General features: G+C 74.3%; 13 protein-coding genes and 1 pseudogene. 8 read left to right on the top strand and 6 right to left on the bottom strand.

The window, feature by feature from the left end; translation table 11 throughout:
- Positions 1 to 99 precede the first annotated feature (99 nt).
- Positions 100 to 1,539, top strand: coding sequence for a dihydrolipoyl dehydrogenase family protein (locus ACIRQF_RS04655; RefSeq protein WP_404088828.1), 1,440 nt, complete (start codon positions 100 to 102; stop codon positions 1,537 to 1,539).
- Entirely contained in the window at positions 1,536 to 2,582 is a 1,047-nt protein-coding gene (locus ACIRQF_RS04650; protein ID WP_404088826.1) for a hypothetical protein, read from the top strand. Before ACIRQF_RS04655 ends, ACIRQF_RS04650 begins: the two co-directional genes overlap by 4 nt.
- Before the next feature lie 7 nt (positions 2,583 to 2,589).
- On the opposite strand, the gene ACIRQF_RS04645 is transcribed toward ACIRQF_RS04650, so the two are convergent.
- Positions 2,590 to 3,162, bottom strand: a complete 573-nt coding sequence (locus ACIRQF_RS04645) for a TetR/AcrR family transcriptional regulator (protein WP_404089532.1) — start codon at positions 3,160 to 3,162, stop codon at positions 2,590 to 2,592.
- 231 nt (positions 3,163 to 3,393) lie between these two features.
- Here ACIRQF_RS04645 and ACIRQF_RS04640 point away from each other — a divergent pair, with 231 nt between their 5' ends.
- The 5 genes and pseudogenes from ACIRQF_RS04640 to ACIRQF_RS04620 all read left to right on the top strand — a co-directional run bounded on the left by ACIRQF_RS04640 (position 3,394) and on the right by ACIRQF_RS04620 (position 8,245).
- Positions 3,394 to 4,803 (top strand): purine-cytosine permease family protein, encoded by a 1,410-nt coding sequence (locus ACIRQF_RS04640; protein ID WP_404088824.1) that lies wholly within the window; start codon positions 3,394 to 3,396, stop codon positions 4,801 to 4,803.
- A gap of 215 nt (positions 4,804 to 5,018) precedes the next feature.
- Positions 5,019 to 6,674, top strand: coding sequence for an amidohydrolase (locus tag ACIRQF_RS04635; RefSeq protein ID WP_404088822.1), 1,656 nt, complete (start codon positions 5,019 to 5,021; stop codon positions 6,672 to 6,674).
- A 64-nt stretch (positions 6,675 to 6,738) separates the two neighbouring features.
- The gene (locus ACIRQF_RS04630; protein ID WP_404088820.1) at positions 6,739 to 7,272 is read left to right on the top strand and encodes a cupin domain-containing protein; all 534 of its coding nucleotides are present in this window, start codon (positions 6,739 to 6,741) and stop codon (positions 7,270 to 7,272) included.
- Positions 7,269 to 7,668, top strand: a pseudogene (locus tag ACIRQF_RS04625) (VOC family protein). The gene ACIRQF_RS04630 and the pseudogene ACIRQF_RS04625 overlap by 4 nt, the downstream one beginning before the upstream one ends.
- Before the next feature lie 175 nt (positions 7,669 to 7,843).
- A complete protein-coding gene (locus ACIRQF_RS04620; protein ID WP_404088818.1) occupies positions 7,844 to 8,245 on the top strand; it encodes a hypothetical protein in 402 nt (133 codons plus the stop codon).
- Between the two features lie 122 nt (positions 8,246 to 8,367).
- Here the strand turns inward: ACIRQF_RS04620 and ACIRQF_RS04615 are convergent, their stop codons facing one another.
- The 3 genes from ACIRQF_RS04615 to ACIRQF_RS04605 all read right to left on the bottom strand — a co-directional run bounded on the left by ACIRQF_RS04615 (position 8,368) and on the right by ACIRQF_RS04605 (position 10,001).
- Entirely contained in the window at positions 8,368 to 9,006 is a 639-nt protein-coding gene (locus tag ACIRQF_RS04615) for a DUF305 domain-containing protein (protein WP_404088816.1), read from the bottom strand.
- A 97-nt stretch (positions 9,007 to 9,103) separates the two neighbouring features.
- Positions 9,104 to 9,574: a DUF6153 family protein gene (locus tag ACIRQF_RS04610; RefSeq protein WP_404088814.1), complete on the bottom strand. Its 471-nt coding sequence runs from the start codon at positions 9,572 to 9,574 to the stop codon at positions 9,104 to 9,106.
- Positions 9,575 to 9,653: 79 nt separating this feature from the next.
- The gene (locus tag ACIRQF_RS04605) at positions 9,654 to 10,001 is read right to left on the bottom strand and encodes a tetratricopeptide repeat protein (protein ID WP_382485278.1); all 348 of its coding nucleotides are present in this window, start codon (positions 9,999 to 10,001) and stop codon (positions 9,654 to 9,656) included.
- Positions 10,002 to 10,145: 144 nt separating this feature from the next.
- On the opposite strand from ACIRQF_RS04605, the gene ACIRQF_RS04600 reads away from it, so the two are divergent.
- On the top strand, positions 10,146 to 11,111 hold the full coding sequence (locus ACIRQF_RS04600) for a pirin family protein (protein WP_404088812.1): 966 nt from the start codon (positions 10,146 to 10,148) through the stop codon (positions 11,109 to 11,111).
- Here the strand turns inward: ACIRQF_RS04600 and ACIRQF_RS04595 are convergent.
- Complete coding sequence (locus ACIRQF_RS04595; protein WP_404088810.1) at positions 11,032 to 11,394, bottom strand: FAD-dependent oxidoreductase; 363 nt, start codon at positions 11,392 to 11,394, stop codon at positions 11,032 to 11,034. The genes ACIRQF_RS04600 and ACIRQF_RS04595 overlap by 80 nt on opposite strands.
- A gap of 92 nt (positions 11,395 to 11,486) precedes the next feature.
- Complete coding sequence (locus tag ACIRQF_RS04590; protein WP_404089530.1) at positions 11,487 to 13,289, bottom strand: SpoIIE family protein phosphatase; 1,803 nt, start codon at positions 13,287 to 13,289, stop codon at positions 11,487 to 11,489.
- Between the last annotated feature and the right edge of the window lie 205 nt (positions 13,290 to 13,494).

The raw sequence follows: 13,494 nt of genomic DNA, 5'->3' as shown, positions 1-13,494 counted from the left end.
GGTCTCCTGGCGGTTTCCTCACGGTCCCCTCGGGGCCCGCCACGCACAACGGTGTATCGAGCCGCGCTATTCCAGGTCACGACCCCCAGACTGGAACCCATGACACTCGACTACGACGTGGTGGTTCTGGGCGCGGGTCCGGTCGGCGAGAACGTGGTGGACCGGGTCCGCGCGGCCGGACTCGACGTGGCGGTGGTGGAGGCGGAACTGGTCGGCGGCGAGTGCTCGTACTGGGCCTGCATGCCGAGCAAGTCGCTGCTGCGGCCCGCCATCGCCCGGTCCGAGGCGCGCAGGGTCGCCGGACTGCGCGGCCACGCCTTTCACCCGCTCGACGCCCACGACGTGCTCGCCCACCGCGACGCCGTCGTCGGCGACTGGAAGGACGACGGCCAGGCCGCCTGGGTCGCGTCCACCGGCGCCGACCTCTACCGCGGCCACGGCCGTCTGCACGGGCCGCGCCGGGTCGTCGTGGAGGGACCGGAGGGCGATCGTCACGTCCTCACCGCCCGGCACGCCGTCGCCGTCTGCACCGGCAGTCGCGCCGTCCTCCCCGATCTGCCGGGGCTGCCCGGCGCCCACCCGTGGACCAGCCGGGAGGCCACGAGTTCCGGCCGGGTGCCCGAGCGCCTGGTCGTCGTCGGCGGGGGAGTGGTCGGCGTGGAGATGGCGACCGCCTGGCAGGCGCTGGGCTCCCAGGTCACCCTGCTCGTACGGGGCGAGGGACTGCTGCCCCGGATGGAGCCCTTCGCCGGCGAGCACGTCGCCGCCGCCCTCGCCGAGCGCGGCGCCGACATCCGCACCGGCGTCTCGGTCGCCGCGGTGGTCCGCGACGGGGGCACCGGCCCGGTCACCGTGGTCCTGGAGGGCGGCGACCACGTCGAGGGCGACGAGGTGCTGTTCGCGACCGGCCGCCGGCCGCGCACCGAGGACATCGGCCTGGAGAGCGTCGGCCTGGAACCGGGCTCCTGGCTGTCGGTCGACGACAGCCTGCGGGTCCTCGGGCACGACTGGCTCTACGCGGTGGGGGACGTCAACCACCGTGCCCTGCTCACCCACCAGGGCAAGTACCAGGCGCGGATCGCGGGCGCCGCCATCGCCGTCCGGGCCACCGGGGACGGGGCGGTGGACACGACGCCCTGGGGGCCGCACAGCGCCACCGCCGACCACGCCGCCGTCCCCCAGGTCGTCTTCACCGACCCCGAGGCCGCCGCCGTCGGGCTCACCCTGGCCGCCGCCGAGGCCGCGGGGCGCCGGGTCAGGGCCGTGGATCTCGACCTGACCTCGGTCGCCGGTGCCGAGCTGTACGCGCAGGGGTACGCCGGGCACGCCCGCATGGTCGTCGACCTGGAGCGCGAGACCGTCGTCGGCGCCACCTTCGTCGGACCCGGCCTCGGCGAACTCCTCCACTCGGCCACGGTGGCCGTCACCGGCGAGGTTCCCCTCGCCCGCCTCTGGCACGCCGTTCCCTCCTACCCGACCCTGAGCGAGGCCTGGCTGCGGCTCCTGGAGGCGTACCGGGACGGGGCGGACCCGGCATGAGCCCGGGCGACCGGGCCAACGAGTACGACGCGTCCTGCGCGCGCTGCGGGGGACCGGTCCCGGCGGGGGCCGGGCTGCTGCGGCACGGGCCGAAGGCCTGGGAGGTCTACCACCCGGAGCACGCTCCCGAGCCGGGACCGCCGCCCCGGGGCGACCATCCGGGCTGGCACCGGCGGCGACTGCTGTCCCTGGACATCGGCGCCACCGGCAACCGGCCGGCCGTCGACCGGATCCGGTCCGCGGCCCTGCGGGGGAGCGACGGGACGGTGTGGGACGGGGTCTGGAACCCGGAACCCGAGGTCCAGGAGGCGGGTCCGGGATCCCGGGTCGGGCCGCCGGGTCCGGGGTCCCAGGCCCAGGAGCGGGGCACGGGAGCCGAGGTCCGGTATGCGGGTCGGGGGCCTGAGGCCCAGCGGTCGCGTCCGGGATCCGAGGCCCGGCCGTCGGGCACGGGATCCGAGGCTCGGCAGTCGGTTCCGGGATCCGAGGCCGAGGAGTCGGGCGCCCGGGCCCGGACGCGGGCTCCGGCCGGTGGCCCCGGCGGGGCCCCGCACAGCGACCCCGCCGCGTCCCTCGACGAACTGGCCACCCTCGCCGCCGACCACCTCGCCGCCGGGGAGCTGCTCGTCGTCTGGTTCGCCCCGTACGTCCTGACGATGCTCCACGCCGAGCTCCTCCGGCACGAACTCCCCTCGCTCGCCGCGCGGTTGCCCGCCGGGGTGGCCCCGGTCTGCGACCCGCTCGTGCTGGACCGGCACGTCGACCGGTACCGCCCGGGCAGTCGCTCCCTGCGGGCCGTGGCCGAGTGGTACGGCGTCCCGCACGCGAGCCCGGGCGATCCCGCCTCGGACGCCGGGGCGGCCCTCCTGGTCGCCCGGGCCGTCGCCGAGTGTCACCCGCCGCTGGCCAGGCTGTCCCGGCCGGCGCTGCACACCGAGCAGGTCCTCTGGTACGCGGAACAGACGAGCCGTCATCCCGGCGCGCTCGCCTGGCCGTTCGCACCGTCCGAGCCACTGCCGTGGGAGCCGCCGCCGACGGACTGAGCGGCAGTCAGGAGGCGGGGGTGAGCCGGGGGACCAGCAGTTCGGCCGCCGCGCGGGCCGCGTCGAGGGCGCTCCTGGTGTCCCGGCCGAGCGGGTCCTCGCCCAGGACCACGCGGGTGCTCAACCCGTCGAGGAGCGCGAGGAGTTCGGAGGCGCGGGCGGTGACGTCCGTCGGTGCGAAGTGCTTCCGGTCGACGCCCTGGGCGAGCAGCGCCTCCAGATCCTCCTGCCAGCCGCGGTCGAGTTCGGCCTGCGCCGTGCGCAGTTCCTCGTTGGCCGGAATGCGCGCCCAGAGTTCGATCCAGAGGGTCCAGCGCGGGTCGCGCGGACCCCGCGGCAGGTAGAGCCGGAGGAACAGGTCGAGCCGGCGGGGCGCGGTGGTCCGGCGGGCGAGCAGCTGCCGCCGCTCCTCGGCGAGGGCCTCCTCGCTCCACCGCAGGGCGGCGAGGAGGAGCAGGTCCTTGCTGCCGAAGTAGTACAGGATGTGGCCGCCGCTGGTCCCGAGGCGCTCGGCGAGCGCCGACATGGTGAGCGAGGCCAGGCCGTCCTCGGCGATCGCGGTCATGGCCTCCTCGAGCATCCGCTCCCGCGTGATGCTGCCGTCCCGCCGCCGTCCCGCCCGCGCCGCCGCTGCCACCGCTGCCCTCCTCGTGTCGACTCCGTCCACGGGGTCGACCCTAATCGCAACCGGGCCGGGTCTTGACGTGGCCGGATCCCTGCCCCCATCTTGAATGTCATTCAAGAACTTAGAACGGCGTTCAAGATCGGTGCGCACCCGGCGGCCGATCGGTATCCACGAGGGGAGTGCGGTGTGCTCGGACACGAGGCGGCGCCCGCGACAGCGGCCACGGCGGGCCGCGACGAGGTCTTCCAGGTCGAGGGCCACGGCATCGACCCCATCCCCGACAGCGAGCGGCACGGCGGGGCCAAGGACCTCTTCTGGCTCTGGTTCGGCTCGAACCTGACCTTCACCTACGTCATCAACGGCGCCCTCGCGGTCTCCTTCGGCCTCTCCTTCTGGCAGGCCACCGGCGTCGTCGTGCTCGGCGGACTCTCCTTCTTCGCCATCAGCGCCGCCGGGCTCAGCGGCGTCCGCACCGGCACCGCCACCCTCGTCATCTCCCGCGCCGCCTTCGGCGTCCGCGGCAACTGGCCGGCCGGCCTGCTCAACTGGGTCGTCAGCATCGGCTACACCATCGTCAACACCGTGGTCGGCACGCTGGCCCTCGAAGCCTTCCTCGCCGACCTCGGCTGGAGCGGCGGGCCCCTGCCCCGCGCCGTCGCCCTCGGTGTCACCCTCGCCCTGACCTTCACCGTCGCGCTGTGGGGACACGCCACCGTCCAGTGGGCCGAGCGCTGGATGGCCTACGTCCTCGCGGCCGGCTTCGCCGCCCTGCTCGCCTTCGTCCTGCCGGGCGCCGACACCGGCGCCCCGGCCGCCGCGCCCGGGGCGTCCGGCTGGAGCCTGGCCCTCGTCGTCATGCTGGCCGGCCCCTTCTCGTACGTGCCGATGCCCGCCGACTACACCCGCTACCTGCCCCGCACCACCTCCCTGAAGGCGCTCACCTGGAGCGGCGGCCTCGGCGGCCTGGTGTCCTCCGTCGCCCTCGGCATCGCGGGCGTGGCCGCCGCGACCCAGGCCGACATGACGGACGCCGTCGCCGGCACGGAGGGGCTGCTGCCCGGCTGGTTCCAGCCGCTGTTCCTCGCGCTCGTCCTCGGCGGCTCGGTCACCAACTCGATCATCACGCTCTACTCGTCCAGCCTGAACCTCCAGGTCCTCGGCATCCCCTGGAGCCGCGCCCGCGCCATCGTCATCAGCGCCGCCGTCACCGCCGCGGGCTCCCTCGGCGCCCTTTTCCTCGCCGACTTCACCACCTCGCTGCTTTCCTTCCTCTCCCTCCTGATCATCGTGTTCGCCCCGTGGGGAGGCGTCTTCCTCGCCGACATGGTGCTGCGCCGCTGCGCCTACGACTCCGCCGCGCTGCACGCCGGCGAGCACGGCACCTACTGGTACCGGGCCGGCTGGCACCCGGCCGGACTCACCGCGCTGCTCGCCGGAATGCTCTTCGCCGCGCTGACCTGCGACTCCGAGCTCTGGACCGGCCCGCTGGTCGCCCCGCTCGGCGGCGCCGACCTGTCCCTGCTCGGCGCCGTCGTCTCCGCCGCCGTCCACGTCCTCCTCGCCCGCCGCACCGTGCGGCCCTTCGCGGCCGCCTGACCGCGCCGCGCGCCGCGCGACCCGTCGCACCGGCCTGACGCCCGCGCCGGACGGCAGCATCGTGGCCGCCTCCCGCGCCGGACAGCAGCGTCGTGGCCGCCTCCCGCGCCGGACGGCCGCGTCACGGCCGCCTCCCGCGGCCATGTCACGCCGGTGCGGCCGGTCGCGCCCGCCCGAACGCCCGCCTCCCCTCGTACCGCAGGAGAAAGACCCCCATGAACCGCCCCGCCCCCGCCGACCTCCTCCTCACCCGCGCCCGCGTGCACACCGTCGACCCCGAGCTGCCCGAGGCCGAGGCGCTCGCCGTGCGTGACGGCCGGATCGTCTGGGTCGGCGCCGCCGCCGAGGCCGAGGCCTGGGCCGGCCCCGGGACCCGGGTCCTCGACGCCGGCGGCCGCCTCGTGCTGCCCGGCTTCGTCGACGCCCACAACCATGTGCGCCTCGGCTCGGACGACGCCTGCGTCCAGCTCGCCGGCGCCCGCGACCTGGATGAGATCCACGCCCGGATCCGCACCTGGCGCACCCGCCACCCTGAAGCGCCGTGGATCGAGGCCGAGGCCTTCGACTACTCCGCCGTCCCCGGCGGCCGGATGCCCACCGCCGCCGACCTCGACCCCGTCACCGGCGACACCCCCGCGATCGTGCTGAGCTACGACGTGCACACCGCGTGGCTCAACACCGCGGCCCTGCGCGCCCTCGACGTCCGCGCCGACCGTACGGACCTGCCCTTCGGCACCGCCGTCACCAACCCCACCAGCGGCGAACCCACCGGATTCGTCAAGGACTTCGCCGTCAAGGGGCTTTCGCGCGAGGGCCACCGGGCGCTGCGCGAGCTGGGTGTGCCGTGGGCCTCGGCCGACCGTCAGTACGGGCGGCTCGCCAAGAGCCTCGACGACGCCATCGGCTACGGCATCACCACCGTCGTCGAACCCCAGAACTCCCTCGACGACCTCGCCCTGTTCCGGCGCGCCCGCGAGGAGGGACGGCTCCGCTCGCGAATCGTCGCCGCCCTGTTCCACCCGCGCGGCACCGATGACGCCGACCTGGACGAATTCGCCGCGGCCGCAGGGGAGTTCGCCGACGACCGGCTGCGCGTCGGACCACTCAAGCTCTACATCGACGACGTCGTCGAACCGCGCACCGCGGCCCTCCTCGAACCGTACGCGGGCTGCGGCCACCACCGCGGCGACACCTTCTACCCGCCCGAGGAGTTCGCCGAGCTGCTCACCCGCCTCGACGCCCGCGGCTTCCAGTGCTTCGTGCACGCCACCGGCGACCGCGGCATCCGCACCGTCCTCGACGCCGTCGAGCGGGCCCGCGCCGTCAACGGACCCCGCGACGCCCGCCACCAGATCGTGCACGTCGAATGCCTCGACCCCGCCGACACCCCGCGCTTCGCCGAACTCGGCGTCACCGCCTGCATGCAGCCCCGGCACGCCGCCCCCGACATCGCGGGCCCCGGCCAGGACTGGGCCGAGAACATCGGCCCCGAGCGCTGGCACAAGGCCTGGCCGCTGCGCAGCCTGCACCGCGCCGGCGCCCTGCTCGCCCTGTCCAGCGACTGGAACGTCGCCGAGATGGACCCCATGATCGGCATCCACGCCGCCGTCACGCGCCGCCCGCCCGGCGGCGGGGAGGCCTGGACGTCCGAGGAGACCATCGACGTGGTCACCGCGGTCGAGGGCTACACGATGGGTTCGGCGCGCGCCAACTTCCTGGAACACGAGCGGGGTTCGCTCACCGTCGGCAAGCTCGCCGACTTCGTCGTCCTCTCCCGGGACATCCTGCGCATCGACCCCGACGCGATCCCCGGCACGGTCGCCGAGACCGTCGTCGTGGGCGGCGAGGTGGTGCACACCGCCGGACGGTAGGGATGCGCGGGAGCCGCCGAAACGGAATGGCGGGCTCGGATTTCATGATCGTAATGTCGGCGTCATGACCGACACCACCCACCCCGAGTCCGCCACCGCCGCGACCCCGGCCGCGCCCTTCGCCCCCGTCCTCACCCGCCACGCCGAGGCCGAGACCTGCGCCGATCCCAGCAGCGTCATGACCCTGCTCGCCGACTCGCACCAGACGGCCGGCGGGTTCACCAGCTACCGCTCGACCTTCGCCGAAGGAGCCGTGGGAGCCCCCGCCCACTTCCACACGAAGGCGACCGAGCTCTTCTTCGTCATCGGCGGCTCCCTGCGGGTCCTGGTCGGCGAGGAGATCACCGTCCTGAACGCGGGCGACTTCCTCGCCGTGCCGCCGCACACCCCGCACGCCTTCGCCGCCGCTCCCGGCTGCGAGGCGGACGTCCTGTTCGTCTTCACCCCGGGCATGGGCCGCTTCGACTACCTGCGCCTGCTCGGCCGGGTCATGCGCGGCGAGGCCGACTTCAAGAAGATCGCCGACTCGGCCGAGCACTTCGACAACCACTACGTCGACAGCCCCGTCTGGCGCGCCGCCCTGGAGGCCTCGGCGTGATCGACGCCGCCACCCACGTGCGCGTCGCCCGCCCCCCCCCGGGACCTCGCCGCCGCCGAGCGCTTCTACGTGGCGGGCCTCGGCCTGGAGGTCCGGTGGCGCAGCACCGACCGGGTGTCCGGTGAGCACGACCTGCTGATGGTCGGCCCGGCCGGCGGCGGCTGGCACTTCGAGCTGACGCACGATCCGGAAGACCCCGTGGAGCCGACGCCGACCGTCGACGACCTCTTCGTCGTCTACCTCGGCCGTCCGATCGAGGAGGCCCTGGTCGACCGCCTGACCGCGCACGGCGGCACCCGCGTAGCGGCACACAATCCCTACTGGGACGAGCACGGCGTCACCGTCGCCGACCCCGACGGCTACCGCCTCGTTCTCTGTTCGCGCACCTGGGAGTAGACCCGCGGTCGCCGTCCGCCGGACTGGTGGGCCCGCGGTCTCCGTCCGCTGGACTGGTAGACCCGCGGTCTCCGTCCGCCGGACTGGGTAGACCCGCGGTCTCCGTCCGCCGGTCTGGGTAGGCCTCCGCGCGCCGCCCGGCCGTGACGCGGCGCCGCCGGTACCTTCGGGCGGCATGGCGGACCCCCTCTACTACGTCGACCACTCGGACCTGCGCGAGGGAAGGCTCGCCGAGGTCAGGAGCGCGATGCGCGACCTCGCCGCGTTCGTCGAGGCCAACGAGCCCCGGCTGCTCGCGTACCGCTTCTTCGTCGACGAGCCCGGCGCGACCATGACCCTTCTGGCCGTCCACCCGGACTCGGCGTCCCTGGAGTTCCACCTGGAGCTCGGCGGACCGCGGTTCCGCGCCTTCGCCGAACTCATCCGCATGCGCTCCATCGACCTCTACGGCCGGCCGAGCCCGGCGGCCGTGGCCCGGCTCCGGCAGAAGGCGGAGATGCTCGGCGGAGGCACCGTCACCGTCCACTCGCCGGAGGCCGGGTTCGGTCGGCTGCGGCCCCCCGACCAGGTGAAGTGACCGGACTGCGCGTCGGCGGGACGGCCGGCCGCGGCCGGCCGTCCCGCCCTGGCCTCGGCGTCCGGGACGGCCGGTGGCCCTCGCCACCGGCCGTCACGGACGATCTTCGCCGCCCGGGGCGCTCAGAGCCGGTCGAGGATCTTCCGGAGCTGCGCGATCTCGGCGTCCTGCGTCCGCACGACGTCGTCGGCCACCTGCTTCGCGGCCCCGTCTGCGCCGTCCTTCTGCTCGGTCCTCGCCATCGCCACCGCGCCCTCGTGGTGGGCGATCATCAGCTCGGCGAACCTGCGGTCGAAGGCCTTGCCCTTCGTGGCGGCGAGGTCCTTCATCTCCGTGTCGGACATCATCCCGGGCATGCCGTGGCCGCCGTGCCCCGCGGACTCCGGCCTGCCCCAGGCCTTGAGCCAGGACCGCATCTTCCGGATCTCGGGGTCCTGGGCCTTCTCGATCGCGGCGACGAGCCGCTTGATCTCGGGGTCCGCGGCGCGGCCGTCGGCGAGCTCCGCCATCTCCAGGGCCTGCTCGTGGTGCGGGATCATCATCTGCGCGAACATCACGTCCGCGTCGTTGAAGGCCCCGGCGGAGGCGCCGGCCGAGGGGGTGGCGGAGGCCTGGCTGCCGTGCTCCGTGCCGCTCGTGGAGTCACCGGAGGCGCCGGAGCCGCCGCAGGCGGCGAGCAGGAGCGCGGCGGTGGCCAGGGCGCCGGTGAGCGCGAGCCGGCGGGTGGTGCGGCGGGCGGTGGGCGTGCCGAAGGTACGCATGGGTGTCACACCTCGTGTGCTGTCGTTGCGGATCGTGGATCGGGTTCGGTCGAGCGCGTCTGCGGGCGGCACGAGGCGCCCGCGGTGGCGTGTCGGCCTAGATCCGCAGAATCGACAGCTGGGCGAGGTCGGGGGGACGGGGCGGAGGGGCGTGGGGGCCCAGGGCCGGCAGCAGTCCGGCGAGCAGCGCGGCGGTCCGGTCCGGACGGCGTGCGAGGGCGGCCCGGACGAGCGCGAGGAGCAGCCAGGCCCCCAGGACGGCCACGCAGAGCGTGGTCATGTCCGTTCCGGTGCCGTCGGGGTCATGCGAGGTCGACTTCCCGTGGCCGCCGCCGTGGTGCCGCTCCGGGGCGGAGGCGCCGTCGGTGGTCTCGGCAGGGAGACCGTCGGCGAGGCCGGTGGCGGCGGCGACATGCGCCATCCCGTCCGTACCGCTCCCCGACGAGCCCTCCGGGTGGCCGACCGAGTGCATCACGAAGACGCCGAGGGCGAGCACGACGACGAGCAGGAGGTGCGCCAGGGCGCCTCCCGCTCGTGTACGGCTCTGCCGCTCTCGTCCCACGTGCATGGGCCGAGACTATCCGAATACCCCCGGCGGGTACGCGAGGCGCCCCGGCCCGGCGCGCCTCGCGCCCGTCCTCGAGGGTCTACTCGACCGTGTCGCCGGTCATGGCTGCGGCCAGCCGCAGATGCGGCGCGGCCTCGTCGGCCCGGCCCTGGCGCTCCAGGGTGCGGCCGAGCATCAACCGCGCGTAGTGCTCGACGGGGTCGCGCTCCAGGACGGCGCGCAGCTCCTCCTCGGCGCGGGTCAGCTGGGCCGAGTGGTAGTACGCGCGGGCCAGCAGCAGCCGCTGGGCCGCCTGGTCCGGGTGCTCGGCGACCAGGCCGCGCAGGATGCGGGCGGCCGTCAGGTACTCCTTCGACTCGAAGAACAGCTGCGCGCGGCTCCATCGGTCGGCCGCCGTGCCGAACTCGTAGTACGTCTCGTCGCTCACTGCTCACTCTCTCCGTGGTCGAGGTGGTCGAGGTGGTCGTTCGTCCTTCGCCCGGCTCAACACCCGATGCTTGTTGAACATTCCACCAATATTGCGGCGCGGGTCCGCCTCGTACCGACCCCCGACAGGAATAGGTTGAGGGTCATGAGCAATCTTGATCGCCAGGCCACGCTCCAGGTCTGCGGCGGCCGGGGTTTCGTCGTCGCCGAACCGGTACGGGAACTCCTCAGCCCCCGCCACGTCCAGCTCGGCGAATCGACCGAGGTCCGCCGGCTGCTCCCCAACCTCGGCCGTCGCATGGTCGGCGCATGGGCCTTCGTCGACCACTACGGCCCCGACGACATCGCCGACGAGCCCGGCATGCAGGTCCCGCCCCACCCGCACATGGGTCTGCAGACCGTCAGCTGGCTGCACGAGGGCGAGGTCCTGCACCGCGACTCGACCGGCAGCCTGCAGACCATCCGGCCGCGCGAACTCGGCCTGATGACCTCGGGCCGGGCCATCTCCCACTCCGAGGAGAGCCCCGCGTCGCACGCCCGCTACCTGCACGGGGCCCAGTTGTGGGTCGCGCTCCCCGACGCCCACCGCCACGTCGAGCCGCACTTCCAGCACCACGCCGAGCTCCCGCGGGTCACCGCCCCCGGTCTGACCGCCACGGTCATCCTCGGCGCGCTCGACGGCGCGGTCTCCCCGGGCACGGCCTACACGCCCCTCACCGGCGCCGACCTCGCCCTGACCGCAGGCACCGAACTGCGCCTCCCGCTCGACCCCGACTTCGAGTACGCGGTCCTCGCCATGTCCGGCGAGGCCCACGTCGACGACGTCCCCGTGCTCCCCGGCTCCATGCTCTACCTGGGCTGCGGCCGCACCGAACTCCCCCTGCGCGCGACCTCGGACGCCGGTCTGATGCTCCTCGGCGGCGAGCCGTTCGAGGAGGAACTGGTCATGTGGTGGAACTTCGTGGGCCGCACGGACGAGGAGATCCGCCAGGCGCGGGAGGACTGGATGACCGGCTCCCGCTTCGGGGAGGTCAAGGGGTACGACGGCGCCCGCCTGGACGCGCCCGAGGTCCCGGCGACCCAGCTGAAGGCCCGGGGGCGGGTGCGCTGACCTGGCGTTTCCGTTGAGCGTCGCGCGCGAACCCTTGACGAGGGCGCGGGGCCGACTCGGTGTCTTCACTGCGCGGTGTGCCGCAGGCTCTCGTCACTTCGCGCGCGGCGCGCTCGCCGGACTCGATGGCGCCTTCGACGTATCCGGCGTGCTCGCTGGCCGTCTCGGTTCCGGCCCAGTGGAGGGCGCCGACCGGTTGGGCCGGCATGGGGAAGTATCCGTCGGTGGTTCCCGGGGGCGCCAGCGCCGCGTAACCGCCCCGACGTGTTCGTCGAGGTGCCACGACTTCTCGTGCCGGCTCGCGGGGGCGAGAACCTCGGGACCGAGATGCGGGACAAGCCGGCGCAGGCGCCCGGTCGGCCGCCGCCCGGGCCCTCAGGACGGGATGTTCTGTTCCGCCCAGACCACCTTGCCGGTCACGGTGCGGCCGGAACCCCAGCGTCGACAGAGCATGTTGACGAGCTGGAGGCCGCGGCCGCCCTCGTCGCTCAGGTCCGCGTGCTGGATCTGCGGCAGGTCGGGGCCGGTGTCCGCGACCTCCACGACGAGGCGTTCGCCGCGCAGCAGGCGCAGCGCGCCGGGCCCGTTGCCGTAGCGGAGGGCGTTGCCGACGAGCTCGGAGACGACGAGTTCGCACACGTCCGCCAGCTCGTCGAGGTCCCAGACGGCGAGCTGGTCCCTGACCAGGTGCCGGGCCGCGGACGCGGCGCGCCCGTCCTGCGGCAGCGGCCAGACGCACAGGTCGTCGCCGACCCCCGGAGCGGTCGTCGCGGTGAGGAGCACGGCCTCGTCGAACCTGGCGGCACCGGCCGGCGCGCACCGCACCAGGGCATCGCCCGCGAGGTCCTCCGGGGACAGTCCGCGGGCCACCGAGCGCAGCAGTTCCAGTTGCTCGCTCACGTCCGCCTGCCGGGACTTGATGAGGCCGTCCGTGTACATGACCAGGCTGCCGTCCTCCGGCACCTTGAAGCGCACGGCGTCGTACGGGATCACTCCCGCACCGAGTGGCGCGCCGATCGGTACGTCCACGAACTCGGCGGAGCCCCGCCCGTCGACGAGCAGCGGCGGCAGGTGCCCCGCGAGGGCCATGGTGTACGTCGAGTCCGCGGGATCGTGCACCGCGCACAGGAACGTGGCGACCTGCTCGTCCTCCAGATCGCGGGTGGCCAGGTCGAGCCGGGCCAGGACCCGCTCCGGAGCCATGTCCAGTGTCATCAGGGTGCGGGCGACCGCGCGGAGACGGCCCATCGTGGCGGCCGCCGGGAGCCCGTGCCCCATCACGTCGCCCACCATGAGAGCCGTCCGCCCGCCGGGCAGCGCCATGACGTCGTACCAGTCCCCTCCCGCCCCGTGGTGGGCCGCCGAGGGCGCGTACTCGGCGTGCACCCGCAGCCCGGGTGTGACCGGGGTGACGCGCGGCAGCAGGGTGCGCTGCAGCGTCACCACGTGCTCGCGCTCCCGCCCGTACAGCCGGGCGTTGTCGAGGAACACGGCGGCCTGCGAGGCCAGCTGCTCCGCCAGCGCCTGATCCGTACGGGAGAACGGCGGGGATCCCGGGCCGCGCACGAAGTCGACGGTGCCGAGCAACAGCCCGCGGGCGATGAGCGGCACCGCGAGGTAGCTGTGGACTCCGGAGGCGCGCATTTTCGCCGCGGCGCTCTCCGTCGGCGCCACTCTCAGGTAGTCGTCCTCGCCCATCCGGCTCACCAGGACCGGCCTGCCCTGCCGCAGGCAGAAGCGGTGGAGCAGCGTCTCGTGATGCTTCTCGTCCCGGACGAAAGTCTCACCCACCGGAGTCGGCTCCAGGGAGGACAGCTCCTCGACGGCGGACAGCGCGGTGGCCCGCATCCGGGGCAGGCCCGTACCCGTCCACCGCGCACCCTCGTCGCCCCGCAGGACGCTCTCCAGGATGTCCACGGCGGCGCCGTCGGCGAAGCCCGGCACGGTGAACTCGGCGAGCTCCTGGGCCGTCCGCTCCAGATCCAGCGTCGTGCCGATACGGGAGGCGGCGGAATTCAGCCAGGCGAGCCGGCCGCGGGTCGTGAGCCGGTCCAGGGGGAACCCTTCGGCCGCGCCCCTGCGGAGCCGGCCGCGCGCCCCCGTCCAGCGGTGCGCCCCGCCGCTCCTCGTGGTGGAGACGCGCCTGGTCAGGCGCCGTCGCCCGTTGCCGCCGCGCACTCGTTCGGCCTCCAGACAGGAACTCGACGCCTCATGATGCACAGCATGCACTGGAATAAGCCGCGGCGCACCGGTCATGCGGAATCGGATGCGCCGCCGGCCGGACCAGCGCGCCCGGGGAACGGGTGCCGACGCGGGGCGCCCGGACGGCCCAGGAGGCGCGGCAAAGGCGCCGGGTGCCGCTACGGCCCAGAGGCGACGCCAG

The organism is Streptomyces sp. NPDC101191 (assembly GCF_044767915.1).
Classification (GTDB): Bacteria; Actinomycetota; Actinomycetes; order Streptomycetales; family Streptomycetaceae; genus Streptomyces.
Note: the sequence above shows the minus strand (reverse complement) of the source record. Positions and strands in the feature narration are given on the sequence as shown.